40 protein-coding genes and 1 tRNA gene are annotated in these 22,966 nt (G+C 46.2%); all 41 read left to right on the top strand.

What is annotated here, in order from left to right; translation table 11 throughout:
* The first annotated feature begins 42 nt into the window (after positions 1–42).
* Positions 43–801 (top strand): tRNA (guanosine(37)-N1)-methyltransferase TrmD, encoded by a 759-nt coding sequence (gene trmD, locus DWX68_RS01895; protein ID WP_118491442.1) that lies wholly within the window; start codon positions 43–45, stop codon positions 799–801.
* 169 nt (positions 802–970) lie between these two features.
* Positions 971–1,165: a helix-turn-helix domain-containing protein gene (locus DWX68_RS01890; RefSeq protein ID WP_118628460.1), complete on the top strand. Its 195-nt coding sequence runs from the start codon at positions 971–973 to the stop codon at positions 1,163–1,165.
* Between the two features lie 28 nt (positions 1,166–1,193).
* Entirely contained in the window at positions 1,194–1,583 is a 390-nt protein-coding gene (locus tag DWX68_RS01885) for a hypothetical protein (RefSeq protein ID WP_118628459.1), read from the top strand.
* A gap of 19 nt (positions 1,584–1,602) precedes the next feature.
* Positions 1,603–1,676 (top strand) — tRNA-Ile (locus tag DWX68_RS01880).
* A 235-nt stretch (positions 1,677–1,911) separates the two neighbouring features.
* Positions 1,912–2,262 (top strand): hypothetical protein, encoded by a 351-nt coding sequence (locus DWX68_RS01875; RefSeq protein ID WP_182432112.1) that lies wholly within the window; start codon positions 1,912–1,914, stop codon positions 2,260–2,262.
* On the top strand, positions 2,225–3,205 hold the full coding sequence (locus tag DWX68_RS01870; RefSeq protein WP_118628457.1) for a DNA cytosine methyltransferase: 981 nt from the start codon (positions 2,225–2,227) through the stop codon (positions 3,203–3,205). Before DWX68_RS01875 ends, DWX68_RS01870 begins: the two co-directional genes overlap by 38 nt.
* Before the next feature lie 2 nt (positions 3,206–3,207).
* Complete coding sequence (locus DWX68_RS14585; protein ID WP_182432111.1) at positions 3,208–3,384, top strand: hypothetical protein; 177 nt, start codon at positions 3,208–3,210, stop codon at positions 3,382–3,384.
* Between the two features lie 76 nt (positions 3,385–3,460).
* The gene (locus tag DWX68_RS01865) at positions 3,461–3,802 is read left to right on the top strand and encodes a long-chain fatty acid--CoA ligase (protein ID WP_118628456.1); all 342 of its coding nucleotides are present in this window, start codon (positions 3,461–3,463) and stop codon (positions 3,800–3,802) included.
* 12 nt (positions 3,803–3,814) lie between these two features.
* Positions 3,815–4,138 (top strand): hypothetical protein, encoded by a 324-nt coding sequence (locus tag DWX68_RS01860; RefSeq protein ID WP_118628455.1) that lies wholly within the window; start codon positions 3,815–3,817, stop codon positions 4,136–4,138.
* Positions 4,135–4,863, top strand: coding sequence for a single-stranded DNA-binding protein (locus DWX68_RS01855; protein WP_118628454.1), 729 nt, complete (start codon positions 4,135–4,137; stop codon positions 4,861–4,863). The genes DWX68_RS01860 and DWX68_RS01855 overlap by 4 nt, the downstream gene beginning before the upstream one ends.
* The gene (locus tag DWX68_RS01850) at positions 4,853–5,107 is read left to right on the top strand and encodes a toxin PIN (protein ID WP_118628453.1); all 255 of its coding nucleotides are present in this window, start codon (positions 4,853–4,855) and stop codon (positions 5,105–5,107) included. The genes DWX68_RS01855 and DWX68_RS01850 overlap by 11 nt, the downstream gene beginning before the upstream one ends.
* A complete protein-coding gene (locus tag DWX68_RS01845) occupies positions 5,097–5,411 on the top strand; it encodes a hypothetical protein (RefSeq protein ID WP_118628452.1) in 315 nt (104 codons plus the stop codon). The genes DWX68_RS01850 and DWX68_RS01845 overlap by 11 nt, the downstream gene beginning before the upstream one ends.
* 2 nt (positions 5,412–5,413) lie before the next feature.
* Positions 5,414–5,941 carry a hypothetical protein gene (locus DWX68_RS01840; protein WP_118628451.1) on the top strand — a complete coding sequence of 176 codons (528 nt, stop codon included), beginning with the start codon at positions 5,414–5,416 and terminating at the stop codon, positions 5,939–5,941.
* A gap of 171 nt (positions 5,942–6,112) precedes the next feature.
* Positions 6,113–6,880, top strand: a complete 768-nt coding sequence (locus DWX68_RS01835) for a hypothetical protein (protein WP_118627670.1) — start codon at positions 6,113–6,115, stop codon at positions 6,878–6,880.
* A gap of 1 nt (position 6,881) precedes the next feature.
* Positions 6,882–7,055: a hypothetical protein gene (locus tag DWX68_RS01830; RefSeq protein ID WP_002591252.1), complete on the top strand. Its 174-nt coding sequence runs from the start codon at positions 6,882–6,884 to the stop codon at positions 7,053–7,055.
* Complete coding sequence (locus DWX68_RS01825) at positions 7,039–7,284, top strand: hypothetical protein (protein ID WP_002591253.1); 246 nt, start codon at positions 7,039–7,041, stop codon at positions 7,282–7,284. The genes DWX68_RS01830 and DWX68_RS01825 overlap by 17 nt, the downstream gene beginning before the upstream one ends.
* On the top strand, positions 7,271–7,681 hold the full coding sequence (locus DWX68_RS01820) for a VRR-NUC domain-containing protein (protein WP_002591254.1): 411 nt from the start codon (positions 7,271–7,273) through the stop codon (positions 7,679–7,681). The genes DWX68_RS01825 and DWX68_RS01820 overlap by 14 nt, the downstream gene beginning before the upstream one ends.
* 27 nt (positions 7,682–7,708) lie before the next feature.
* On the top strand, positions 7,709–8,512 hold the full coding sequence (locus DWX68_RS01815) for a ParA family protein (protein WP_002591255.1): 804 nt from the start codon (positions 7,709–7,711) through the stop codon (positions 8,510–8,512).
* Positions 8,513–8,720: 208 nt separating this feature from the next.
* Entirely contained in the window at positions 8,721–9,989 is a 1,269-nt protein-coding gene (locus DWX68_RS01810) for a DUF3850 domain-containing protein (RefSeq protein ID WP_118628589.1), read from the top strand.
* Entirely contained in the window at positions 9,982–10,215 is a 234-nt protein-coding gene (locus DWX68_RS01805) for a hypothetical protein (RefSeq protein WP_002591257.1), read from the top strand. The genes DWX68_RS01810 and DWX68_RS01805 overlap by 8 nt, the downstream gene beginning before the upstream one ends.
* A 4-nt stretch (positions 10,216–10,219) precedes the next feature.
* On the top strand, positions 10,220–10,375 hold the full coding sequence (locus DWX68_RS14580) for a hypothetical protein (protein ID WP_182432125.1): 156 nt from the start codon (positions 10,220–10,222) through the stop codon (positions 10,373–10,375).
* 96 nt (positions 10,376–10,471) lie between these two features.
* On the top strand, positions 10,472–10,651 hold the full coding sequence (locus DWX68_RS14820) for a hypothetical protein (RefSeq protein WP_243027458.1): 180 nt from the start codon (positions 10,472–10,474) through the stop codon (positions 10,649–10,651).
* 80 nt (positions 10,652–10,731) lie between these two features.
* Positions 10,732–11,127 (top strand): single-stranded DNA-binding protein, encoded by a 396-nt coding sequence (locus DWX68_RS01795; protein WP_118628450.1) that lies wholly within the window; start codon positions 10,732–10,734, stop codon positions 11,125–11,127.
* A gap of 20 nt (positions 11,128–11,147) precedes the next feature.
* Positions 11,148–11,726: a hypothetical protein gene (locus DWX68_RS01790; protein ID WP_118628449.1), complete on the top strand. Its 579-nt coding sequence runs from the start codon at positions 11,148–11,150 to the stop codon at positions 11,724–11,726.
* A 181-nt stretch (positions 11,727–11,907) separates the two neighbouring features.
* Positions 11,908–12,207, top strand: coding sequence for an HNH endonuclease signature motif containing protein (locus tag DWX68_RS01785; protein ID WP_002591264.1), 300 nt, complete (start codon positions 11,908–11,910; stop codon positions 12,205–12,207).
* Positions 12,208–12,312: 105 nt separating this feature from the next.
* Positions 12,313–12,666 carry a hypothetical protein gene (locus DWX68_RS01780; RefSeq protein ID WP_154253358.1) on the top strand — a complete coding sequence of 118 codons (354 nt, stop codon included), beginning with the start codon at positions 12,313–12,315 and terminating at the stop codon, positions 12,664–12,666.
* A 6-nt stretch (positions 12,667–12,672) separates the two neighbouring features.
* A complete protein-coding gene (locus tag DWX68_RS01775) occupies positions 12,673–14,328 on the top strand; it encodes a terminase large subunit (RefSeq protein ID WP_002591266.1) in 1,656 nt (551 codons plus the stop codon).
* 17 nt (positions 14,329–14,345) lie between these two features.
* The gene (locus tag DWX68_RS01770) at positions 14,346–15,596 is read left to right on the top strand and encodes a phage portal protein (protein ID WP_118019556.1); all 1,251 of its coding nucleotides are present in this window, start codon (positions 14,346–14,348) and stop codon (positions 15,594–15,596) included.
* The gene (locus DWX68_RS01765; protein ID WP_118019557.1) at positions 15,586–16,185 is read left to right on the top strand and encodes an HK97 family phage prohead protease; all 600 of its coding nucleotides are present in this window, start codon (positions 15,586–15,588) and stop codon (positions 16,183–16,185) included. The genes DWX68_RS01770 and DWX68_RS01765 overlap by 11 nt, the downstream gene beginning before the upstream one ends.
* Before the next feature lie 29 nt (positions 16,186–16,214).
* Positions 16,215–17,447, top strand: coding sequence for a phage major capsid protein (locus DWX68_RS01760; RefSeq protein ID WP_118628448.1), 1,233 nt, complete (start codon positions 16,215–16,217; stop codon positions 17,445–17,447).
* Between the two features lie 16 nt (positions 17,448–17,463).
* A complete protein-coding gene (locus DWX68_RS01755; RefSeq protein WP_118628447.1) occupies positions 17,464–17,949 on the top strand; it encodes a hypothetical protein in 486 nt (161 codons plus the stop codon).
* Between the two features lie 17 nt (positions 17,950–17,966).
* Positions 17,967–18,317, top strand: a complete 351-nt coding sequence (locus DWX68_RS01750; RefSeq protein ID WP_118628446.1) for a DNA-packaging protein — start codon at positions 17,967–17,969, stop codon at positions 18,315–18,317.
* 14 nt (positions 18,318–18,331) lie between these two features.
* Positions 18,332–19,048 carry a hypothetical protein gene (locus tag DWX68_RS01745; RefSeq protein WP_118628445.1) on the top strand — a complete coding sequence of 239 codons (717 nt, stop codon included), beginning with the start codon at positions 18,332–18,334 and terminating at the stop codon, positions 19,046–19,048.
* A gap of 13 nt (positions 19,049–19,061) precedes the next feature.
* Complete coding sequence (locus DWX68_RS01740; protein WP_003023341.1) at positions 19,062–19,289, top strand: hypothetical protein; 228 nt, start codon at positions 19,062–19,064, stop codon at positions 19,287–19,289.
* Between the two features lie 13 nt (positions 19,290–19,302).
* A complete protein-coding gene (locus DWX68_RS01735; protein WP_009297820.1) occupies positions 19,303–19,626 on the top strand; it encodes a hypothetical protein in 324 nt (107 codons plus the stop codon).
* Positions 19,627–19,628: 2 nt separating this feature from the next.
* On the top strand, positions 19,629–20,060 hold the full coding sequence (locus DWX68_RS01730; protein ID WP_118019561.1) for an HK97-gp10 family putative phage morphogenesis protein: 432 nt from the start codon (positions 19,629–19,631) through the stop codon (positions 20,058–20,060).
* Positions 20,057–20,383: a hypothetical protein gene (locus DWX68_RS01725; protein WP_118628444.1), complete on the top strand. Its 327-nt coding sequence runs from the start codon at positions 20,057–20,059 to the stop codon at positions 20,381–20,383. Before DWX68_RS01730 ends, DWX68_RS01725 begins: the two co-directional genes overlap by 4 nt.
* Before the next feature lie 7 nt (positions 20,384–20,390).
* A complete protein-coding gene (locus tag DWX68_RS01720; protein WP_118628443.1) occupies positions 20,391–20,954 on the top strand; it encodes a major tail protein in 564 nt (187 codons plus the stop codon).
* A 48-nt stretch (positions 20,955–21,002) separates the two neighbouring features.
* Positions 21,003–21,389: a hypothetical protein gene (locus DWX68_RS01715; protein ID WP_118628442.1), complete on the top strand. Its 387-nt coding sequence runs from the start codon at positions 21,003–21,005 to the stop codon at positions 21,387–21,389.
* Positions 21,390–21,421: 32 nt separating this feature from the next.
* A complete protein-coding gene (locus DWX68_RS14575) occupies positions 21,422–21,592 on the top strand; it encodes a hypothetical protein (protein WP_182432124.1) in 171 nt (56 codons plus the stop codon).
* A gap of 3 nt (positions 21,593–21,595) precedes the next feature.
* The gene (locus DWX68_RS01710) at positions 21,596–22,918 is read left to right on the top strand and encodes a hypothetical protein (RefSeq protein ID WP_118628441.1); all 1,323 of its coding nucleotides are present in this window, start codon (positions 21,596–21,598) and stop codon (positions 22,916–22,918) included.
* Positions 22,919–22,966: the final 48 nt, after the last annotated feature.

Genomic DNA, 22,966 nt, shown 5'->3' with positions numbered 1-22,966 from the left:
AAGTACCGTTGTGAAAGTGCTGTATAAATATAGGAGAAACGGATGAATTTTCATATTCTGACCCTGTTTCCGGAGATGGTAATGGGGGGACTGAACACAAGTATTACGGGGCGTGCGATTGACAAAGGGCTGATCTCGGTTGAGGCGGTCAATATCCGCGATTATTCGAAGGACAAACACCATCATGTAGACGATGCGCCCTATGGCGGCGGCGCCGGTATGGTGATGCAGCCGGAACCGATTTACGATGCATATGAAGACCTGGCGGCGCGCACCGGGAAACGTCCGCGCGTGATCTATCTGACTCCGCAGGGGCAGGTTTTCAACCAGAAAATCGCGGAAGAACTGGCGAAAGAAGAGGATCTGGTGTTCCTCTGCGGGCATTATGAGGGGATCGATGAGCGCGCGTTAGAGCTGGTTGTGACCGACTATCTCTCCATCGGCGATTATGTCCTGACGGGCGGTGAGCTTCCGGCGATGGTTATGATCGACTGCATTTCCCGTCTGGTGCCTGGTGTGTTAAATAATGACGTATCCGCGGAATTTGAGTCATTTCACGACAATCTGCTGGAATATCCACAGTACACCCGCCCGGTTGTATTTATGGATAAGGCGGTCCCGGACGTACTTCTGACCGGGCATCACAAAAATATCGAGACTTGGCGCCGTCAGAAATCGATCGAACGGACGCTGGAACGCCGCCCGGACCTTTTAAAGGATGCGGTTCTGGATAAGAAAGAGAAGAAATATCTGGAAGAGCTGATTCGTCAGAAAGAGGAAAAAGAAATAAAAAAATTCTAAAAAAGAGAGATAAGTTTTAGAATGAAAATCGACAAGAGGTTATAAAGCCTCTGCCGATTTTCTTTTTTTATAGGAAACAGCAGAAAAGAAGAGCGTGCAGAGCGTAAAAACTCTGACACGCTTATTTTTTTACCATAAAAGCAAATGAGGACGGAAAGGAGCATAGAACATGGCGAAACGAAAGTACAAGCGTCTGCATTACGAGGACAGGCAGACCATAGAGGCTATGAGTAAGCAGGGCAGCAGTGTAAGCGATATTGCAGAGGTGCTGGGAACACATAGGGACACAATTTATAGAGAGTTCAAACGCTGCAACGCCACACTGAAAACGTACACAGCGGCAGCAGGGCAGCAGGCATTATAAACCAGCAAAAACGAAAGAAAGGGAAAACATGAAAGCAGTAGATTTTAACAAATTACAAGTAGGGGATTTAATACAAGTACCACGTACACAGTTTGCGCCTATGCGCTGGGGCTGGAATGGCTGGTTATTCAGCGAGGCGGTAGTAATAAGAAAAGGCATAGGAAGAAAAAGTAAAAAGAATGTAGTTACGGTGGAAATGATGATACCGACAGAAAGAAACAACTACAAAACGGCTAAAGATACATTTTATGCAGATTGTGTTTTTGCGACACCAGCAATAAATAACGCAAAAAACATTTTGAAGAAATACGGAATAGTGGACGCAGAGGACTTTTACAAATTCATTGAGCGGGACGACGTAACGGGCTGCGATTGGATAAGGTTTTTAATAGAAAAAGGATTTTTATTTAATGAGTAGGCGGCAGCAGCCGCCACGAGTGCCGTTAGTTCAGTTGGTTAGAGCAGCCGCCTCATAAGCGGCAAGTCGTGGGTTCAAGTCCCACACGGCGCATTGTGTAGCAGGCATGGCGAGCCTGCAACAGAGGGCAGCAGGCGAATAGCTGCAATCTGGATACCGTGAAAAAATAGCGGCGGTCATACCAGCCAGAAAGTATGTAGACGTTTAACAGGTTTTCAGCGGCTTTTTAATGCGAAAAGCAGCCCACACGGTAAATAGAAACGCCAGAGCAGGAGAGCGGCACAAATGGAAAGACAGAGAGCGCCGCCGAAAGGAAGAGAGGCAAAGAATGGCAGCAGAGGCATTGATATTAGAGGACGCATACCAGAGAGGCTATACAGATGCTGTGGAAGATATGCGCAAAAAAAAGAGACAGCGGCAGCAGTGGGAACAGGAAAAGAAAGCCCGCCGCTGGTATTTCATTAAACAGAAAGCCTGCGGGCTTGCAATGCTTGCAATTACCGTGCTGGCAGTATGGGCGACAGAGGGCGACATAACAATAGCATTTATTACAGTACCGCTGGGGCTTACGTGCCTTATCAGTAAGGAAATGCTGATTATGAATGATTATTATTTTACGACAAAAGAGAGGAAAAAGAACCATGATACAGATTTTAGAATTGTTCGGCGGGATAGGTAGCCCACGTTGCGCATTGCGCAATATCGGCATACCAGTAAAAGCCATTGATTATGTAGAGATAGACGAAAAGGCAGTACGTTCTTATAACGCAATGTTTGCGGACGAACTGCCATATAAAACGCAGAGCGTTGTAGGCTGGAATTTAAAACCAGATATTTTAATACACGGTAGCCCTTGCCAAGATTTTAGCATAGCAGGACACCAAGGAAAAGCGACGGCAGAGGCAGGACGGATAAACAGAGGCAAGGGAGCAGACAAAGGTAGCGGGACACGTTCAAGCCTTATGTGGGAAACAATTCATATTATAGAACAGATGGGAGAATGGAAACCAAAGTACGTAATATGGGAGAATGTCAAAAATGTATTAAGCCGCTATATGCGGGTAAATTTCAACTTGTATTTATCAGAAATGGAACGGCTGGGATATAGCAGCAATTTTGAAATACTGGACGCAAGAGAGTTTGGTTTACCGCAAGCAAGGGAAAGAGTTTTTACAGTATCTGTACTGGGAAAAGAAAAATTTTCTTTTGATGATTTGATAAAAACGCCCATGAAAGATATAAACGACTTTCTGCTACCAGATGCGCCGCCAGTGTATGACGTAACACAGCCAAGCGTTTTAGAGGCAATCGGAAAGAAAGGAATACGACGGGCAACGGTAATAGAGGATTGTGCTTTTACAATTACCGCAAGGCAGGACAGAACGCCAGCACAGGTAATAGACATGGGCGGCGGGCGCTACAGATACCTTACAGAGCGTGAGTGCTGGCGCTTGCAAGGCTATACAGATGCAGACTATGAGGCGGCGGCAGCAGTGCATAAAAGAGTAGGGCGTTACACAATGCCACTGTATAAGCAGGCAGGCAACAGCATACCAGTACCGATTTTTGAGAGTATGTTTAGAAAAATACTACTGGGAGAAACGGCAGAAAGTGAGGTATAAGCATGTATACATTCAAAAACGGAAAAAGCCAACATATAGGCGCAAATATCCAGAAAAGCATAAAAATTGATAAGGAAACGCAGGAGATTATAGAAAGCGTAAAAGGGCGTAGTTTTTCTGATAAGGTGCGCAATATGGCAGAGGAATATTTAAGGTTGAAAACAAAAGTATTACCTTAACACGTACAAAAGTATTACCTATTCAGGAATAAGTAATACTTTTTGCGACAGAAAAGAGAAGAAAGAGAGGCAATTTATGAGTGAGGTTTACATACGCAGCCAGAATAAAGAAAAGCTGTATAGACTGGGCGGTAATTACGCCTGCGTAGAGTATGGAGAGTACGAGGACATAAAGAAAAAGAGAGGCGGCGCAGAGGCAGACAAAAAGCGCCACGTAATTTGCATAAGTGATGGGTGTTTAGAGGAAATCGGAGAGTATGCCACAAAAGAGCGCTGCTTAGAGGTTCTGGACGAGATACAGAAAGCGTGCGTAAGCTATCTGTTTACGGCTGGCGGTGCAGCTATAGTAAGGGGCGGCATGGACGTACAGCCGTTTGCAGCAGTAATACCGAGGCTGTACGAAATGCCGGAGAAATAGGAGAGGCAGACAGTGACAGTAGAGGAATTTATAGGCACGCTGGAGAGTTCAGACCGCCTGCGCATTATCGAGGGAAAAGCAGAGGTTTACGTAGGGTATCTGGCAGCGTTCAAACCGTTTGCAGACCATGAGATAAGCGAGGAATACCGAAAATACAGAGAGCATGAGGTAAAGAAGTTTAGGGCAGTGCCGGAGATAACGCACAAACGCTGGAAAGAGCTGGGGCTTATGAAACCATTAGAGCCAGACCAGACAGCACAGTATAAGTTTAGTGATTTGCAGATGTCACTTTACTACACCATATACATACAGGAAAGGAAAGGACAGGAAGTATGACAAAGAAAAAGCCGGATTTTTTACGGGATTTAGATACTGCAATCATGGACGAGCTTACAGGTGGCGGTATCAAGGAAAATGCAGCGGGACTGGTAGGAACGCTTACACAGATTAAGGAAATTAAACAGCTATGCGGGCTGCCGTTTTGTGGTTATATGGCAAAGCTGGAAACAGTAAGACCAAGCGGCGTGCCGGACGAGGTAACGGTAGTATTTGCAGAGGACGTACCATACAAGGCTTGCAACGGTATAGAATTTGACGTTATGCAGGAATTTGTAGAGGGCAGCAGGCTTTTACTGACAGGCAAGGCGCAGACACTTAAGGACTTCCAGAGCGGTAGACTGCTGGTATATATTCTGGCAGATTTTGTGGCGGTATCAGAAAAGGCAGTAGAGCAGGACGAGGTAGCAATAAGAGGCGTTATAGCGAATAAACCAACACACAGAGAAACGCCAAGAGGCAAGCGTATTACTGATATTACGGTAAAAGTAAGAAATGAGCTTACAGGCGGCAGCTGCTATTTACCGTGCATCTGCTGGCAGGAACAGGCAGACGAGGCGGCGCAGTGGCAGCAGGGCGACACTGTAGAGCTGCTGGGACGGTATCAGAGCCGCCAGTATGAAAAGGTACTTGATGCAGCCACAGGAGAAAGAGAACAGCGTACAGCTTATGAGGTATCGGTACGGCTGATTAGAAGAAAGGAAGAGGCAGAAAATGAGCGTTGAACGCATTGGTAAGGGCTATGTAAAAATCTGCGTGAGTGAGGAAGAGTTAGAGAACAGCATAGCTGGGCTTAGTCAGCTAAAACCTATTTTGCAAACGCAAGTAATGAAAGGGAATGGAAGAAACACAAAGCAGGGGCTTACTGACGCAGCGGAGCTGGGAAAACATTTTGATACGGCGATAGATGCAATGACTATGCTTTTGGCTGGGTTTAAGGAAGAAAGCGAGGTACAGAATGAAGAGTAAAACAATTTTAGGAGCAGACGGCGTAACAAAAATGCGGCAGATTACAGTAGGGATACACGGAAAAGGTGGCGAGACAGGCATAAAGGCAATAATGCTGCTTACAGCTTTGATAAATGATTTAAAGCAGTGCAAGACACCGCAGGAAGTATACGACGGATATTTACAAATTACGGGGTACTGCAAATGCTGCGTGGATTGTGATTTTATTGAAGAAAAAGACGCAGACGAGCTGATGCATTTAGCGGCATATCTGGCAGGGAATGAACAGGCACGGACAGAGGCACAACAGAAAGCGGGTAATTAGGTATGAAAAAAGTTTATATATGCAGCCCATACAGGGCGAAAGACGGCGCAGAGCTGGACAGAAACATAGATTATGCGCAGCAGCTGACACGGCAGGCATTAGAGGCAGGCTTAGCACCCATTACGCCGCATTTATATATGACGCAGTGCATGGACGATAAAAAGCCGGAAGAGCGGGCAAGGGGCATGGCTGCTGGGCTTGCGCTGCTGAAAGGCTGCGATTTTGTTATTGCGGGCGTGAAATACGGCATAACAGAGGGAATGGACAGAGAAATACATACAGCAAATACGCTGGGAATTGTGGTTATAGATGCGAGCCAGATTAAAGCATATATGCGATATGAGGAAAAGCGGCAGGAGCGGGCAGCGAGCGACTACGCAAAGCTGCATGAGTGCAAGCATTGTTACGAGCGTAGATTATGTAGCCTTATGGGGTATGAGAACTGCTGTACCGCCAACACTTGCACAGCTGCATATAGACGGGCTTATGAGTATGCCTTAAGCCGCATAAGAGAGCGGCAGGAAACATGAAAAAATAAAAGCGCCTACGGTGGGGAAACACCATAGGCGCTAAGCTATACAGCTTTGAAATACTATAAAAATTATAAGCTATGTATGGCGCAAAGTCAAGAAATTTAACGGGCAGGCAGCCCGTTTTAACACTTGATAAAAGTATTAACGAACCGACAGAGAGGTAGATATATGCCATACGTAGAGAGGGTAACAAAAGCGGGAAATACGATAGAGATAGAGAGGTACTTTACCAGCAGATACAAAAAGAAAGGTATCAGCAGAGGGGATAAGGTAAAGCCAACAAAAGAAGAGCAGGAAAAAGTAAACACCAGACAGGCAGAGAGAAAGTTAAGGATACTCATAAATGCAAACTATGGCTATGGGGACTACCATTTAGTGCTTGACTATATCCGCAGGAAAGGAGAGCCGGACAGAACGCCGGAGCAGATGCGGCAGGACATAGACGTATTTTTGAGGGAGTGCAGAAAGGAGTACAGAAAAGCAGGGTTAGAGTTCAAATACATACACGTTATGGAGATAGGCAAGAAAGGTGCGAGGCATCACCACCTTGTAGTAAATAAAATTGACACAGAGATTTTACAGCGCTGCTGGTATAAGGCATACGAGGGGCATAACAGAGTAAAGGTATTCCCTCTGGACGACAGCGGCAACTATGCAGAACTGGCAAGCTATTTAATCAAGTACACAGGAACGCACAAAAAGGGTACTGACGGAGCATTACAGGGTAAGCGCTGGAATTGCAGCAAGAATTTAGTAAGACCAGAGCCAGAGTATCACATAATTTCAGACCGTGAGTATTTCAAGAAAGAGCCAAAGGCAATAAAGGGCTATTACGTGGACAAGAACAGCGTGAGCATGGGAGTACATAGCCCAGAGTATTACGGCTACGGGTATTTAAGATACACCTTAGTAAAAATAGCAGATAGGGGGGGCTGAAATGCAGATAATCAAGGGCATTGCCATTGCAGCAGTGTTGATAATAGCCGGACTGCTGGCGCTGATTGTGGCAGCATATCTGGTATTTAGAATTGCGGCGGCTATTTTTGAGCAGCAGGAGAGCTGGAAAGACAGCGGCAGCAGAAAGGGCAGAAAACATGATAGAAAAAATTAAATACTGGTTATTCCAGAAAGGCAAGGACTGTAAGCGCTGCTGCCTGCGGTGCAGACATTACGATATATGCCGCTGGGACGTACTGGGAAATGTGGGACTACAAAGCGAGAAAACAATAACGCTTTTGGCGATAGAGAACAGCAAGCCGCATAAGGACGGGCTGCTTTTCAGAATTTGCCAGTATGTAGAATTTAAGCAGAAAGCGAGGCGAGAAAATGAGAAACTTTAGACTGGACGACGAAAGCGGGCATCAAGAGGCATTATTTAGCTGGGCTGCATACAGAACAGGGCTTATGCCGGAACTGCAATATATGTATCACGTGCCAAACGGCGGCAAACGTGATAAAGCAACAGCAGCGGTGCTTAAGAGGCAGGGCGTAAAGGCTGGCGTGCCGGATATTATGCTACCAGCTGCAAGGGCTGGGTATCATGGGCTTTACATAGAGCTTAAGGCAGGCGAGAACACGACGACCAAGAAACAGAAAGAGTGGTTAGAGTATCTGCGGCAGCAGGGCTATTATACCGCCGTCTGCTACGGCTGGCAGCCAGCAGCGCAGCTGATAGAGCAGTATTTATTACATTCAGACGAGCTTATAAAAGAGCAGGAAACAGTAACCATGCGTTAGAGGCGACGCAGGAAAGAGAGGCAAAGAATGAAAACAATAAGCATTTTGAATTTAAAGGGCGGCGTAGCCAAGACCTTTACAGCGGCAAACATGGCGTATGAGCTTTACAGGCGAGGTTATAAGGTGCTGCTGATTGACAACGATAAGCAGGGAAACTTAAGCAAGGCGTACAGCAGATATGATGCAGAGAACGTAGCACCAGCCACAAGGCTACTGGCTGGGGATTGGGAAAACGCAGACGAGCTGATACAGCATACAGAGTATGAGGGTATCGACATTGTAACGGCGAATATGTCACTATTTGGGGCTACATGGAATTTAACCAAAGAGGACAGCGAAAACCAGATAGAGAGATACAAAGCGCTGGTAACAGCGAAAGTGCTGGGGTTCGGGTATGCAAAATTTGACTACATAGAAACAGAGCGGGCGTATGATTACTGCATCATTGATAACCCGCCGGATATTGGGCTTAATGTTGTAAATGCGCTGGCAATCACGGACGAGGTAATAGTACCCGTAAAGGTGGACGAGGACGCTTTAGAGGGGCTGGACATTGTGACAGAGCAGATAGAGGACGCAAAGGCATTTAACCCAGCATTAAAGCTGGCAGGCGTACTGATTACGTCATACCAGAACACAGACGGCGAGGCAGCAGGCGTAGAATGGCTGGAACAAAAGACAGATTTTAATATTTTGGGTATTATTCGGTATTCCAAGAAAGTAGCAGAAAATACTTTCATGCGTAAGCCGATTTATGAGTATAGCCCATGCTGCGGAGCGGCGCAGGGGTACAAGAAATTTGTAACAGCGTATACAGGGAAAGCGAGGTAGCAAGCGTGGCACATAAAGAGAGATTATGCGTTTACTGGCATTGCCGCAGGACTGGCGGTACGGAGTGCTGGAACTGGGGCAGTAAATTTGCAGGGAAGAAATGTCCGCAAAGCGACGCTTGCGAGCATTGGAGAACGTGCGAAATGTGCAACGGAGTAATGGGACAGTGCAAGAAAAAACAAAGGATTGTGAAAGCGAGGTAGAGAATATGGCAAAGTTTGGCATTAACGACATTCTGAACGCAAAGACGAAAGCAGCAGGGCAGCAGGCACAGACAGAGGGATACAAAGAGATTTATTTAAGCCCTTACGAGGTAAAGGCAGCGCAGGAGAATACGCACCAGAAATTAGAGAACATAGAAGAGCTGGCAGACAGCTTTTTACACGTAGGACAGGAACAGCCTACAGTATTGGCGAGAGTAAACGGGGAATACCGTATAATCGACGGACACAGACGTAATGCGGCAAATATTTTGAACTTAGAGCGGGGGCATAAGGAGTATGAGAAAGTGCTTTACCGCTTTATGGATATGAGCGAGGCAATGTATGAGCTGCGCTTATTGGCTGGCAACGGATTTACGCAGGAGCTTACAGCTTATGAAAAAACCAGATTAGTAGAGCGTACAAAAGCGGCGCTTATCAGAGCCAAGGAAGAGGACGGCTTAGAGATACAAGGCAAAATGCGTGATTTAGTGGCGGCTATGATAAACGAAAGCAGCACAAACGTAGCCAGAATGGACGCAATCAACAACAACGCAACGCCGGAGATTAAAGAGCAGCTGAAAGAGGGAAATTTAGGTATCACTGCTGCATACGAGGTAGCAAAGCTGGACGAGGACGAGCAGAAAGAAATAGCGAAAAAAGCAGCAGCGGGCAAAAATGTGAGGGCAAAGGAAATAGCGGAAAAGGTAGCAGAGAAAAAGGCAGGGGACGATTACGAAACACCGCACCCAGAAAGCATAACGTCTTTGTGCTATTCCTGCCAGAAATACAAGGACTGCAACGTAAAAACGGGAACGTGCCAGAAATGCGACCAGTACATAAACAAGGCAGAGGCTGAAAAGACGGACGAACAGCGGTACAGCGAAGAGCAGGACGCTATAGACCGCCAGACAAAGAAGAAATTGCAGGAGCGGGCAGACGCAGAAAAAATGGAGCATCTGCCAAGCGAGGGAAACACAGAGCATAAGCAGCATGAGATAAAAATAGTGGCATCTTATTACGAGGACGTAGTAAGCGGGAAAAAAGGCTTTGAGCTGCGGAAGAATGACAGAGGCTATAAACAGGGCGACAGCCTTAAAATGCTGGAATTTAAGGACGGTAAGCATACAGGGCGCACGATTGATGCAGATATTATTTATATGCTGGAAGATTATACAGGGCTTACAGAGGGCTACTGTATTCTGGGTATCAGAGTAACAGACTATACAGGTAAGGTGTCCGAAACGGACACAGAAAGCGGGGCAGAGCATGAATAGACGGCAGCGGAAAAAGAAGAAAGCACAGGTATTTACAATTATTCTGGGCTGTACGGCGTTTTGCAAGGCAGAGCAATACGAGAAGATGCGGAAAAGCGTAGAATATCAGTTACGAACAGGCAGCGTGGTTATGCTGCCTGCATACTTGCACGTAGAGGCAATTATAAAGCAGCGAGGCGGCAGAAATATTGAGATTAAGCAGGAAAACGGGGTAGTAAATGTTTGAGTATATGGACGGCATAGTAGATGCAGCGGAAGAAATTGCACAGGCAGCAGTAGACGTAGCAGTATTTGTGACGATATGCACAGCAAAAGCGGTGTTGATAATAACAGCGCCAGTATGGATATTGCCGTATGCGATATGGAGAAAGGGGCGTAAGCAGTGAAATACAGACAGTGGAAAAAAGAACTATAAGAAAAAGCATGGAGTAAACCCGCCGTTAGAGCTGGACAAGCGAAAAAAGCGCAGGCTTGCAAGAAAAATGGCAAGACAGATAAATAAAACCTTACCAACAGCAGCAGAAACATTGGCGGCAGCTATTAACAGCTGGGCGCAGAGTATAAAGCCAGCACTGGCGACATTATGCGAGAACGTAGCAGCGGCGTTTAGCAATATGGCAGCAGGATTGAGAGAAGAAAGCGAGGCGGTAGAAAATGACTAATATTTTACTGGGAATTATAGCACTGGAATTGCTGGCGATATTTTCAAAGCTGGACAAGCTGGAAGAGAGGGGCAGAGAGAATGAATAATGTATCACTTACAGGGCGGCTTACAAGAGAGCCAGAGCTTAGATATGGCGGGCAGGACAATAGCACAGCTATTACCCGCTTTACGCTTGCGGTAGACGACGGGAAAGACACAGATTTTATAAATATTAAGTGTTTCGGACGCACTGCGGAATGGGCGCAGAAATGGTTAAGCAAGGGAAGTAAAGCAGAGGTAACAGGAAAGATTAAAACAGGCAGCTACGAAAGCCAGAGAACAGGCGGCAAGGTATATTACACAGAGGTTGTGGCAAACAGCGTGGGATTTGGAGAGAGCAAAGCAGAGACAGAGGCGAGAGGGCAGCAACTGCCGGAGAGTGACGGGTTTATGAATATCCCAGAGGGAGCAGACGAAGAGCTACCGTTTAATTAACAGAAAGCGAGGTACAGAACATGGAGCAGGAAGAAACAAAGACAACAGCGGCGGCAGGGGTAGAAATGCCGCCAGCGGCTGAAAGCTGGGTACAGCTGCACGAAAGCGAATTAACGGAGCTGATGCAGAAACAGGCAAAGGCTGCAATAACGGAACTGAAAAGACAGGAAAAGCAGGAACGGAAGAAAGAGAAATACCACAATACTTTTACGCTTATGAAATGTTACCGTGATGCGGTTTTTCATATCGAGAACGCCATAAGCGACGGGCAGCAGTTAGAGCTTAAGGGAATGACGGACGAGCAGCAGCGTACATACTTAGAGAGTATCAGACGCACACGCTTTAAGACATTGATAATGACAGCACATATAGACAAGGCAGTAGAAGAGATAGAGCGTCGCAGAGAGGCAGCAGGCAGAGGCGTAGAGTACAAGGCTTTTGAAATGTATTTCATGCAGGGTATGGACTATGCGGAAATTGCAGAGGAACTGGACACAGGAAAGAACACACCGAGGCGCTGGGTAACAGGCATCATAAACGAGCTGTCAGTATTGTTATGGGGAATTGACGAAGAGAGAACAGCTGGCGTGGTAAAGTAATGGTAAAAACGTGGTGTTTACATGGGAAAACAAAAGAGATACAATGGTAGCATGAAATGAGTAGGCGATAGCTTAAGCCATGTGCGGCAGCAGTTGCCTACTCTTTTTCTATTCATTCTTTAGCCTCCACCCAGCGCATGAAACTTAGGGCGCTGGGGAATGAAGAAAGAGAGGGGACAGTATGAAAGCATGGGCTAAGAGTTTTTATTTATCAGCGGCATGGGAAAAAACCAGAGCCGCTTATTTAATGTCACAAGATTATATTTGTGAACGCTGCGGGCAGCCCGCAAAGATAGTGCATCATAAGCGCTGGCTTAACAGAGAGAACATAAACGACATAAGCGTTACGTTATGCTGGGATAACTTAGAGGCGTTGTGCCAAGACTGCCACAACAAGGAACACCACAAACAGGAGAGACATAAGCGGTATCGGTTCGACGAGAATGGCGGCATACTCCCCCCATATCAGAAAAATAATTAAAGGGGGCGAATACCGAGGGGGATACCCTAAAATTACCCTACGGGCGTGCGCACGGGTGGTGTAGGGGGTGTGGTGCGGCGCAGGAATGGAAAGCGGGGTAAAGGAATGGCAACAAAGAAAGAGAAAACCAAAGAACAGAGGATAAAGACCGAAAAGACCAGACTTAAGGGTATTTTCAAGGACTTAGACGAAAACAAAAGAAAATTAGTAACGCCGCTGATAGAAAAGGCTGCATTTATGAGCGTTGAGCTGGACGACTTGCAGGCGAAACTTGAAAAAGACGGCTGGACGAGTGAGTACCAGAACGGGCAGAACCAGTGGGGGACAAAGAAAAGCCCAGAGGCAGAAACTTACATAGCGCTTAGTAAGAACTATGCAGCAGTGATTAAGCAGCTTACGGAATTAGTACCAGCTGCGAAACGAAAGACAAGCAGGCTGGCAGCTTTGCGGGAAGAGTAAGCAATATTGCCGCCTTATCGAAACTATATCTATGAGTACCACGCAAAGATTACAAGCGGCGAAATCATAGCGGGAAAATGGATAAAGAAAATATACGAAATCATTATAAACGGGCTGCAAAAGCAGGAGTATTTTTTTAATGCAAAGGCTGCAAATAAGGCTATACGGTTCATAGAGAACTTTTGCCACCACAGCAAGGGGCGTAATGATTTAATCAAGTTGGAGCTATGGCAGAAAGCCATAGTTTCTGTTATTTTTGGCATACAAGACGCAGAAAAAATACGTATTTTCCGTGAAATTTTTATTGTAATTGGCAGAAAAAACGGAAAAAGTTTATTTGCATCTGCGATTATTGCATATATGGCGTACTTAGAGCCGGAGTATGGACAAGAAATATACTGTTTAGCGCCGAAATTAGACCAAGCGGCGCTGGTGTATGACGGATTTTATCAAATGGTACAGGCAGAGGACGAGTTAGCGGAGCTGGCAAAGAAACGGCGCAGCGATATTTATATTGCGGAGAGCAACACGGTAATAAAACCGATTGCTTTTAACGCCAAGAAGTCAGACGGATTTAACCCGCAGCTTGTGGTATGTGATGAAATGGCAGCATGGAGCGGGGACGCTGGACTAAAGCAGTATGAGGTTATGAAATCCGCTTTAGGCGCACGTACTCAACCTATGATATTGAGCATAAGCACTGCCGGATATATCAACGACAGTATTTATGATGAACTAATGAAACGTAGCACAAGTTTCTTAAAAGGAAACAGCAAAGAGCGCAGGCTATTACCATTCCTTTACATGATTGATGATGTGGAGAAGTGGAACGACATAGACGAACTGAAAAAGGCTAACCCTAACATGGGTGTATCCGTAAAAGAAAGTTTCTTTATGGACGAGATAGCCGTAGCAGAGGGCAGCTTAAGTAAAAAAGCAGAGTTCCTTACAAAGTATTGCAATATTAAGCAGAACAGCTCTATTGCATGGCTGGAATATCAGACAGTAGAGAACGCCGGAGTAGAAAAGACCTTAGAGGACTTTAGGGACTGCTACGCAGTGGGCGGTATTGACTTAAGCCAGACAACGGACTTAACGGCAGCAAGTGTGGTTATTCAGAAAGACGGCACGCTGTATGCGTTTACGCAGTTCTTTATGCCACGGGGCAGGCTGGAATACTTACAGGCTACGGACGGTGTGCCGTATGACATATTTGTTAAAAAGGGGCTGATAACCTTAAGCGGCGAGAATTACGTAGACTACCACGACGTTTACGGCTGGTTTACTATGCTGCTGGAAGATTACGGCATACGACCTTTGAAAATCGGCTACGACAGATACAGCGCCCAGTACCTTATTACCGATATGGCAAATTATGGCTTTCACATGGACGACGTTTACCAAGGCGAAAACCTTACACCAGTTATACGGGAGTTTGAGGGCATCATAAAAGACGGCGATTTTAAGATTGCCGACAACAATTTACTAAAGACACATTTCTTAAATGTTGCGCTTAAGCACAACATGGAAACAAGAAAATTCAGACCTATAAAAATCGAGCAGCGGGCGCATATCGACGGCTTTGTATCTGTCATAGATGCAATGACCGTGCGGCAGAAATACTGGGAAGAGTGCGGCGAGCTGCTTAAAAATGCCGCATAGAAAGGAGTGTAAACGGCATGAAATTTTTAGACTATCTTTTCCATGGCAAAGAATTAAAAGCCATAGGTAATTATTTCAAAATGCTGAACGGATACAGCCCGACGTTTACCAGCTTTAGCGGCGGCGTGTATGAAATGGATTTAACCAGAACGGCTATAAATAATTTTGCTACACATTGCAGCAAACTAAAGCCGGAGATAGAGGGCAGCGCCCTTAAATCGCTGGAAAAGACATTGCAGCATAAACCCAACTACTTCATGGATACAACAAAATTTATAAAGCGTCTGGCAACGTATGTAGCGGTGGAACACACCGCTTTTATTATACCTATCGAGGACGAATACGGGCGCTTATGTGGCTGGTATCCGCTGCGGGCTGAACGCTGCGAGGTGGTAGAGAGTGAGGGGCAATTATATTTACGGTATCTGTTTGCAAATGGCAGCTATGGCGCTATTGAGTTTGAGCGTGTAGGCATTATGACAGACTTTGAATATAAAGACGACCTTTTCGGAGAGGACAACAGCACACTTGCACCAACTATGCAGCTGATACATACGCAGAATGAGGGAATTATAAACGCTGTAAAAAATTCTGCAAATATCCGTTTTCTGGCAAAGGTGGCAAATATGCTGAAACCAGAGGATATAAAGAAAGAGCGGAAACGCTTTACAGAGGATAACTTAAGCGCTGACAACGATAGCGGCATGATTATTTATGATAACAAGTTTAGTGAACTGAAACAGGTAGAAAGCAAACCGTATACACCAAACGCATTGCAGATGCAGCACATACAGGAAAATGTATGTACGCATTTTGGTACAAATATGGATATTCTGCAAAATAAATTCGATGAAAATACGTGGAACGCTTACTACGAGGGGAAAATAGAACCGTTTGCAATACAGCTATCGCTTGTTATGACAAATATGAGCTTTACAGAGAGAGAAAGAGCCTGCGGCAATGCTATTTTCTTTTCTGCAAACCGCCTACAATACGCCAGCAACGCCACAAAGTTAAGCGTAAGCACACAGCTTTTTGACCGTGCGTTACTGAACAGAAACGGCGTAATGGATATATGGAACATGGCACACGTTGAGGACGGGGAAAAGTATTATATCCGAAAGGAATATACAGAGGTAAGCGAGCTGCACAAAGGAAGTGAGCAGCCAGTTATCATACAGCAAGTACAACAGCAGACAGAACCAGCAGCAGGAGAAGAGCCGCAGAACGGACAGGAAGAGAAAGAGGGTGTAAATAATGCCAGTTAAGAAAGAGCGGGAATATAGAACGCTGGTAGCGCCTCTGGTAGCGCAGAGTTCCGGCGAAAAGCGTATACAGTCGGAGTGCTACGTAGAGGGCTACGCCACTACATTTAATGCGCCATACCTTTTATATGAGTTTGAGGACGGCACAAAGATTTACGAAAGAATAGATGCACACGCATTAGACAGCGCAGACATGAGCGACGTTATTATGCAGTACGACCATGAGGGCAGAGTATTTGCCAGACAGTCAAATAATACGCTGATTTTAGAGCCGGACGTAAAGGGGCTTTTTGTGGCAGCAGACTTAAGCCGGACAGACTTAGCCCGTGGGCTGTATCAGGACATAAGCGCAGGAATGATTACTAAAATGTCATGGGCGTTTACAGTGGCAGAGGAAAGTTACGACAGAGAAACACATACAAGAACAATTTTGAAAATCAAAAAGGTTTATGATGTATCAGCCGTGAGTATTCCGGCAAATAACGATACTGAAATAAGCGCCCGTGCTTTTGCGAGTAGGAGTTACGAGCGGGAGCGGCAGGAGTTGCTTAAGAGGCGGGCAGCAATACTAAAGATTAAGGCGAGCTTATAAAAACCAAAACAAAAAGGAGAACACAGACTATGAGATTAAAGGAAATTGAGGCAAGATTAGCCGAAATCAAAGAAGAGCTTAACACCAGAGCGGCAGAGCTTACAGACGAGGAAATTACAAAACTGGAAACAGAGGTAACAGACTTACAGGAAGAGCGTACCGCTTTACTGACAGCGGCAGAGAAACGTAAAAAGCTGCTTGAAAGAATTGCAGCAGGAGAGCCGACAGGTGGAGCGGGAGCAGATACCACGCTGCTTAGAAATTTCAAGGGAGCAGGCGGCGCAGGAGCAGGAGAACCAGAGGACAAATACGACACTACGGCATACAGAAAAGCGTTTATGAATTATGTATGCAGAGGCGTTGCTATTCCGGCAGAGTACAGAGCAGCTGAAACCACCACCACAGCAGACAGCGGCGCTGTAATTCCGACAACTATTATGAATGAAATTATCCAGAAACTGGAAAGCTACGGCAGCATTTATGCAAAGGTGCGTAAGATTAACGTACAGGGCGGCGTTTCCATTCCGATTGCAGACTTAAAGCCTACTGCACACTGGATTACAGAGGAAAAGAGCAGCGACGACCAGAAAGCATCTGCTAAAAATTCCGTAACTTTCAATTATTACGGTTTGGAGTGCAAAATTTCCCAGAGCATTTTAGCAAATGTAGTAACATTGAAAATGTTTACTGATTTGTTCGTACCTATGGCAACAGAGGCAATGGTAAAGGCTATCGAAATTGCCATTTTCAACGGTACAGGCGAGGGGCAGCCGCTGGGCGTTCTGAAAGACAGCAGGGTAACAGCTGTAATTACTCTGACACCGGAAGAGTATGCAAGCTGGAACGGCTGGCACAAGGTAAAAGGCAAAATGAAAAAGGCGTACAGAAACGGCAGCTTTGTTATGAACCAGTCCACTTTTGATACTGGCATTGACGGCATGGAAGATAAGAACGGGCAGCCTATCGGACGCACAAACTACGGCGTGAACGGAGAGGAAACATACCGTTTTATGGGTAAGAATGTGGAAACTGTAGAGGACGACGTTTTACCGAGCTGGGACGACGCAAACGAGGGCGACGTAATCGCAGTATTTATGAATTTCTCTGATTACGTTATCAATACCAACATGGAAATGCAGGTAGTGAAATGGACAGACCACGACAACAACAAGATTAAGAATAAGTGCTTAATGGTAGTGGACGGCAAAGTAGCTGACGCTGCGGGCATTATCTTAGTTAAAAAGGGTGTAACAGCAGTGTAAGAAAGCGAGGCAGAGCATGAAAGGATACTTAGACGCAAAAGAGCTGGAAAGCTATAAGAAAGAGGATTTGCAGGAACTGGCAAAGCAGCTGGGCGTAGATGCAGAGGGAACAAAGAAAGAAATTGCTGCACGCTGCGCAGCCGTCGAGGTAGACATACCAGACGACAACGAGCTTACGGAAGAGGACAAAAAAGCGGTAGCCGAGGCATCAGCGAAAGCCGAAGAGGAAAAGGCAGCAGCAGAGGCGGCAGCCAAAGCCGAAGAGGAAAAGGCAGCGACAGAGGCGGCAGCTAAAGCCGAAGAGGAAAAGGCAGCAGCAGAGGCGGCAGCTAAAGCCGAGGAAGAAAAGAAAGCAGCAAGGCTGGTAAAAGTGAAAGTAAAGCGCCGTTTCCGTGATATGGAATTAAACCAGATTAAGGATACTGGGGACGTTTACACCGTAAGCAGAGAACGTGCAGCAGTTCTGGAAGAGGCAGGCGTAGCAGCAGTAATGGCAGAGTAAGAAAGAGGGTGCAGGCTATGGCAGCAGATACCACAACATTAACAGAGAAGATGCGGGCGGCGCTGCGTATAAGCAGCACCAGTGAGAAAATCACAGAAGAAATAAACGACTGTATAGCCGCCTGCAAAATGGATTTGCAGGACGTAGGCGTAAAGAAACTGGACGAAACAGACGCACTGATTATTAGGGCAATTACCTTATACTGCAAGGCAGAGTTTGGCTATTCCGATAAATCAGAGCAGTTTTGGAAGTCTTACGAGTGCTTGAAAACTCATTTAAGCCTATCCAGCGAATACACAGGCGGCGAAACGCCGGACAATATAGACGGCGAGGTAAACGAGGACGATATTAAGAACTTATTCGGATAGGAGAAACAGACAGAATGGCGATTAAAAGAGTAACTTATAATACGCTGTCTTATCTGGTAGCGGAAATTAAAGACCGCTACGCAGAGAAAAGCGCCATAGGAGCGCTGGGGGGGGGGCTTGATAAGGTAGCGGTAGAAAATCTGGCAGACGATTTGAAAAACCTTATAAACGGCAAGGCAAATGCAGCCACCACGCTTGCGGGTTATGGCATCACAGACGGAATGACAGCGACGGAGATAGCAAGCGCTATTTCCACGGCGATTGCCGGAACAGACCATTTAAGCCGTGTAATGGTAGACAGCACGGCAGATATTGACGTAGCGGCAGACGGCGCAGAAAAGAAAATCTACATGGTAAAGAATACCGACGGAGAGGCGGGAAATCTTTACAGTGAGTACATGGTAATTGACGGAAAGCTGGAAAAGGTAGGCGACTGGAAAGTGGACTTAAGCAGCTATGCAAAGACTGCGGAAGTAACGGCAGCCATTGCAAATGCGCTGAAAGCATACGCCAAGACCGCAGACGTTACTAAGGCAATCAATGCAGCAGTAGCGGGACTTATCCAACTGGACGACTTAAGCGTAGCGCCTACGGGGGCAGGCAATGTAGTAACAGGGCTTGCGTATGACAACAAGACAGGAAAATTTACAGTAACCAAAGGACTTACTGCACTTACAGAGGCAGACTTTACAGAGATTACGCAGCAGGAAGTAAAAGCCATGTTTGCGTAAGTGAGGTGCTGGTATGAGGTGGTTTAGCCTTGCCAGCTTAAAGGCGCTGGTATCAGAGATAACAGCCAGAGAAAACAGCAATATGCAGGCTGTAAATGATACGTTTTCAGAAGTCTACGACAATATGGAAACGCTGGACGGGCGCATAGATGCTTTAGAGCATAAAACCGACGCTGCATATCTGGGTAACTGTTATTGCGGTAGCGTCTATTTGGGCTATGTGTCCGAAACGGACACCTAAAGGAGTGGTAAAAATGGACTGGATAGACGAGATAACGCTAATAAGCGAGGTAAGCGGAGAAAACAGGGTAAATAAAAACGGCTTTGCAGTAAAGCCGGAAGAAAGCGCCCGCACTGTATTCTGTAATAAAAAATCAGTAGGGTACAGTGAATATTTTAAGAGCCAGCAGACAGGAAAGCTGGTAGAGGCAAAGTACGAGGTACACAAGGCAGATTATGGCGGCGAGGACGTAGTAGAAGTAAACGGGCGGCGCTATTTTGTACTTAAGACCTACGATACAGGGACAGACACCATAGAGCTTACGCTTACAGATTTACGCCACAGAAACGAGGTGTAAGCATGGGAGAATTTAATACAGTCGGGCTGGAAGATATTATAGACGCTTTCGGCAGGAGAGAAACCGCCACGGTTGAGGCAGTACCGAAAATGCTTAAGGCTGGCGCAGATGTGCTGATAGAGGCACAGAAAGCAGAGGCACAGGCAATGGGACTGAACGAAACGGGCGGTTTTATCAATTCCATAAAAGCTACGGACGTAAAGGGCGACGATACGGAGAAATACGTAGAGATATACCCGCAGGGACGGGCAGGGCATGGAAACGACAGGAAAGGCGATAAAAGCAAAGTGCGCTATGCAACAATCGGCTTTGTGGCAGAATACGGGACAAGCAGCCAGCAGGCACGCCCGTATATGACAACGGCAAACGCCAAGGCGCACGAAAAGGTAGTAGAGGCGCAGCACAGTATATGGGAGAGTGAAACGGGCAAATGAGCATACAGGAGATTTTAGAAAGCGCAGGGCTGCCAGCCCAGAGGGGCGTATACACTGGACGGGATAAGCCGGACGCATACTATACGTTTCTGCGGCTGCTGGGTACGTCTGCGGTAAATGCAGACGACAAAGAGAAAGAGCGCAGGGAAATGTATAGAGTTACGCTTTTCCATAAGGGCGATTTTGAGGCGCAGCTTGATAAGACAAAAGAGGTATTGATAGCAGCAGGCGTTTATATCAACAGCATAGATGCAGAAAGCTACGAAACAGAAACGGGGTACTGGTTAGTGCCTATCACAGTCGAGATTTTGAAAGAGGAGTGATTAAACAATGACACTGGGACTGAAAGATTTATATTATGCCGTATGCACAGAGGCAGACGGCGTAGAAAGCTACGGAGCGCCTAAGAAAATGGCAGAGGCAATGACAGCCGATTTATCCGTAAAGACCGCAGACGGCAGTTTATATGCAGACGATACGTTAAGCGAGAGCGTCACGGAGTTTGCAAGCGGCACGCTTAAGCTGGGAATTAAAGACCTTACGCCGGAAGTGCTGGCAGAGCTGCTGGGGCAGGAAGTGGACGAGAACAGCGTAGTATGGGCTGGAAAAGAGGACGAGCCGCCGTATGTTGCGGTAGGGTTCAGAGCAAAGAAAACGGGCGGCAAATACCGCTATGTATGGCTGCTTAAAGCAAAATTCAAAGTACCGTCTGAAAAGTATGAAACTAAGGGCGAGAGCATCAAGTTTAATACGCCGGACATTGAGGCAGATTTTACAGCCAGAAAGAAAGATAACCGCTGGAAAGCAGACTTTGTGGGAACAGAGGACAGCAAGGCGGCGAAATCGTGGTTTACAGCAGTACCAGAACCGACAGGAACAATGCAGACAATCTAAAAGAGAAAGGAGAAAGGCGTAGCGCAGGCTGCGCCTTAATTTTATAGCATGAGCGCAATTAAAGACGGACGTATGCCCGTAGAACTGAACGGCAAGACCTATTATTTACTGTTTTCCTTAAACGCACTGGACGAGATGCAGGACAGATTTGGGGGCTACGACAAACTGGACAAGGCTTTTGACCAGAGTAACCCGAATATGATTAAAGATTTACGCTGGTTGCTTACCCTTATTATCAACGAGGGCATGGAAGAGGGAGAAACACCGCTTACAGAATTACAGGTAGGTAAGTTAATTCATATCGGCAATCTGCCGCAGATTAAGGACGCTATTTTCGCTGCTTTTGTATATTCCACAAATGGCGGCGAGGAAAAAGAGGCAGCAGACGAAGAAACAGCAGAAGAGGGAAACAGAGTAGCCGTGCAGGACGAATAGACACCGCACGGCTGCTTTATATAGCAATGGTTATGCTGCATTATCCAGAAAGTGAGGCATGGAAAAAGACACCTTACCAGATAATTAAATTATTTGGCTATCACAAGGAGTATAACCCGCACATTTTCGGACAGGAAAGCAGCACGCCAGCACAGGCAGCAGAGGGCATGGACGACATAGACATAGCGTTAGGGGGCTTGTAAATCATGGCTGATAAAACAGACAATATTAAAACCAAACTTAGTTTTGACGGCGAGGCACAGTATAAAGCAGCCTGCAAAGAGATTAACAGCACCCTTAAGCTGCTTAACTCTGAAATGAAACTTGTAACAGCAGAATATAAGAGCAATGCAAGTAGTGCAGAGGCGCTGAAAGCCAAGCAGGAAGTATTAAAAAAGACCTACGACGAGCAAAAGAAAAAGGTAGAAGAAACAGAAAAAGCCCTTGCAAAATGCAAAGAGGCTACAGGAGAGAACAGCGAGGCAAGTAAGAAACTGGAAACACAGCTTAATTACCAGAAAACAGCACTTGCAAACACAGAAACAGAATTAGGAAAGACAGCTACAGAGCTGGACAAAGCAGAAAAAGCCGCAGACGGAATGGGAAACGAGATAGAGGACAGCGGCAAACAGGCAAAAGAGGCAACAAGTAAATTTAGTGGATTTACAGAGGTTGCAAAAAAAGTGGCGACGGCTACAGCGGCAGCAGTGGCAGCAATCGGCACAGCAGCCGTAGCAGCAGGCAAAGCACTTTACGATATGGCGAGTGATACGGCATCTGCGGGCGACCAGATAGACAAGGAAAGCCAGAAAATGCAGATAAGCGCAAGCCTATATCAGCAATTAAGCTATGCGTGCGAGAGAAGCGGCAGCAGCGTAAGCGACTTAACCAAAGGTGTTAAGAACATTACTACAGAGCTGGGAAAAACGGCAGAGGGCGCGAAAGGTGCAGGGGCAAGTTTTGAGGCTATCGGCGTATCCCTTAAGAATACGGACGGGAGCGTAAAAAGCACAGAGCAAGTGCTTTTAGAGAGCATAGACGCACTGGCGGGCATGGAAGATGAAACAAAGCGAAATGCAGCCGCACAGGATATTTTTGGTAAAAGCGCAGCAGAGCTTTTACCGTTGCTTAATTCTGGTTCAGACGGAATTAAGCAGCTTATGGACGAAACAGAAGAATACGGCATGATAATGTCAGACGAGGCAGTAGCAGCAAGCGCAGCGTTTGAGGATAGCTTAAGCCGTTTGCAGTGGACGTTTAGCGGCGTTAAAAATAGCATAACTGGGGAAATGCTGCCGTCTATAACAATGATTATGGACGGATTGAGCGACCTTATGGCAGGACAGGACGACGCAGGCGAGAAGATAAAGCAGGGCGTTACTGGAATTATCAATAATATTACGCAAATGATACCGCAGATATTGGAAGTAATAACCAATATTGCAGGGGCAGTGCTGGAAAGCGCACCCTCTATTATGCAGGCGCTGGCGCAGGGTATTATATCTGCGCTGCCTACGCTATTACCGTAAACGCTCCATACCAAGTACCCTATAAGCTAAAAGCCGCTTCCGCGGCTC

The organism is Clostridium sp. AF20-7 (assembly GCF_003479275.1).
Lineage (GTDB): Bacteria > Bacillota > Clostridia > Lachnospirales > Lachnospiraceae > Otoolea > Otoolea fessa.
Note: the sequence above shows the minus strand (reverse complement) of the source record. Positions and strands in the feature narration are given on the sequence as shown.

Bases quoted from the DNA above. Each gene is read 5' to 3' on its own strand.
- trmD (WP_118491442.1), top strand. From the start codon at position 43: ATGAATTTTCATATTCTGACCCTGTTTCCGGAGATGGTAATGGGGGGA.
- DWX68_RS01890 (WP_118628460.1), top strand. From the start codon at position 971: ATGGCGAAACGAAAGTACAAGCGTCTGCATTACGAGGACAGGCAGACC.
- DWX68_RS01885 (WP_118628459.1), top strand. From the start codon at position 1,194: ATGAAAGCAGTAGATTTTAACAAATTACAAGTAGGGGATTTAATACAA.
- DWX68_RS01875 (WP_182432112.1), top strand. From the start codon at position 1,912: ATGGCAGCAGAGGCATTGATATTAGAGGACGCATACCAGAGAGGCTAT.
- DWX68_RS01870 (WP_118628457.1), top strand. From the start codon at position 2,225: ATGATACAGATTTTAGAATTGTTCGGCGGGATAGGTAGCCCACGTTGC.
- DWX68_RS14585 (WP_182432111.1), top strand. From the start codon at position 3,208: ATGTATACATTCAAAAACGGAAAAAGCCAACATATAGGCGCAAATATC.
- DWX68_RS01865 (WP_118628456.1), top strand. From the start codon at position 3,461: ATGAGTGAGGTTTACATACGCAGCCAGAATAAAGAAAAGCTGTATAGA.
- DWX68_RS01855 (WP_118628454.1), top strand. From the start codon at position 4,135: ATGACAAAGAAAAAGCCGGATTTTTTACGGGATTTAGATACTGCAATC.
- DWX68_RS01850 (WP_118628453.1), top strand. From the start codon at position 4,853: ATGAGCGTTGAACGCATTGGTAAGGGCTATGTAAAAATCTGCGTGAGT.
- DWX68_RS01845 (WP_118628452.1), top strand. From the start codon at position 5,097: ATGAAGAGTAAAACAATTTTAGGAGCAGACGGCGTAACAAAAATGCGG.
- DWX68_RS01840 (WP_118628451.1), top strand. From the start codon at position 5,414: ATGAAAAAAGTTTATATATGCAGCCCATACAGGGCGAAAGACGGCGCA.
- DWX68_RS01835 (WP_118627670.1), top strand. From the start codon at position 6,113: ATGCCATACGTAGAGAGGGTAACAAAAGCGGGAAATACGATAGAGATA.
- DWX68_RS01830 (WP_002591252.1), top strand. From the start codon at position 6,882: ATGCAGATAATCAAGGGCATTGCCATTGCAGCAGTGTTGATAATAGCC.
- DWX68_RS01825 (WP_002591253.1), top strand. From the start codon at position 7,039: ATGATAGAAAAAATTAAATACTGGTTATTCCAGAAAGGCAAGGACTGT.
- DWX68_RS01820 (WP_002591254.1), top strand. From the start codon at position 7,271: ATGAGAAACTTTAGACTGGACGACGAAAGCGGGCATCAAGAGGCATTA.
- DWX68_RS01815 (WP_002591255.1), top strand. From the start codon at position 7,709: ATGAAAACAATAAGCATTTTGAATTTAAAGGGCGGCGTAGCCAAGACC.
- DWX68_RS01810 (WP_118628589.1), top strand. From the start codon at position 8,721: ATGGCAAAGTTTGGCATTAACGACATTCTGAACGCAAAGACGAAAGCA.
- DWX68_RS01805 (WP_002591257.1), top strand. From the start codon at position 9,982: ATGAATAGACGGCAGCGGAAAAAGAAGAAAGCACAGGTATTTACAATT.
- DWX68_RS14580 (WP_182432125.1), top strand. From the start codon at position 10,220: ATGGACGGCATAGTAGATGCAGCGGAAGAAATTGCACAGGCAGCAGTA.
- DWX68_RS14820 (WP_243027458.1), top strand. From the start codon at position 10,472: ATGGCAAGACAGATAAATAAAACCTTACCAACAGCAGCAGAAACATTG.
- DWX68_RS01795 (WP_118628450.1), top strand. From the start codon at position 10,732: ATGAATAATGTATCACTTACAGGGCGGCTTACAAGAGAGCCAGAGCTT.
- DWX68_RS01790 (WP_118628449.1), top strand. From the start codon at position 11,148: ATGGAGCAGGAAGAAACAAAGACAACAGCGGCGGCAGGGGTAGAAATG.
- DWX68_RS01785 (WP_002591264.1), top strand. From the start codon at position 11,908: ATGAAAGCATGGGCTAAGAGTTTTTATTTATCAGCGGCATGGGAAAAA.
- DWX68_RS01780 (WP_154253358.1), top strand. From the start codon at position 12,313: ATGGCAACAAAGAAAGAGAAAACCAAAGAACAGAGGATAAAGACCGAA.
- DWX68_RS01770 (WP_118019556.1), top strand. From the start codon at position 14,346: ATGAAATTTTTAGACTATCTTTTCCATGGCAAAGAATTAAAAGCCATA.
- DWX68_RS01765 (WP_118019557.1), top strand. From the start codon at position 15,586: ATGCCAGTTAAGAAAGAGCGGGAATATAGAACGCTGGTAGCGCCTCTG.
- DWX68_RS01760 (WP_118628448.1), top strand. From the start codon at position 16,215: ATGAGATTAAAGGAAATTGAGGCAAGATTAGCCGAAATCAAAGAAGAG.
- DWX68_RS01755 (WP_118628447.1), top strand. From the start codon at position 17,464: ATGAAAGGATACTTAGACGCAAAAGAGCTGGAAAGCTATAAGAAAGAG.
- DWX68_RS01750 (WP_118628446.1), top strand. From the start codon at position 17,967: ATGGCAGCAGATACCACAACATTAACAGAGAAGATGCGGGCGGCGCTG.
- DWX68_RS01745 (WP_118628445.1), top strand. From the start codon at position 18,332: ATGGCGATTAAAAGAGTAACTTATAATACGCTGTCTTATCTGGTAGCG.
- DWX68_RS01740 (WP_003023341.1), top strand. From the start codon at position 19,062: ATGAGGTGGTTTAGCCTTGCCAGCTTAAAGGCGCTGGTATCAGAGATA.
- DWX68_RS01735 (WP_009297820.1), top strand. From the start codon at position 19,303: ATGGACTGGATAGACGAGATAACGCTAATAAGCGAGGTAAGCGGAGAA.
- DWX68_RS01730 (WP_118019561.1), top strand. From the start codon at position 19,629: ATGGGAGAATTTAATACAGTCGGGCTGGAAGATATTATAGACGCTTTC.
- DWX68_RS01725 (WP_118628444.1), top strand. From the start codon at position 20,057: ATGAGCATACAGGAGATTTTAGAAAGCGCAGGGCTGCCAGCCCAGAGG.
- DWX68_RS01720 (WP_118628443.1), top strand. From the start codon at position 20,391: ATGACACTGGGACTGAAAGATTTATATTATGCCGTATGCACAGAGGCA.
- DWX68_RS01715 (WP_118628442.1), top strand. From the start codon at position 21,003: ATGAGCGCAATTAAAGACGGACGTATGCCCGTAGAACTGAACGGCAAG.
- DWX68_RS14575 (WP_182432124.1), top strand. From the start codon at position 21,422: ATGCTGCATTATCCAGAAAGTGAGGCATGGAAAAAGACACCTTACCAG.
- DWX68_RS01710 (WP_118628441.1), top strand. From the start codon at position 21,596: ATGGCTGATAAAACAGACAATATTAAAACCAAACTTAGTTTTGACGGC.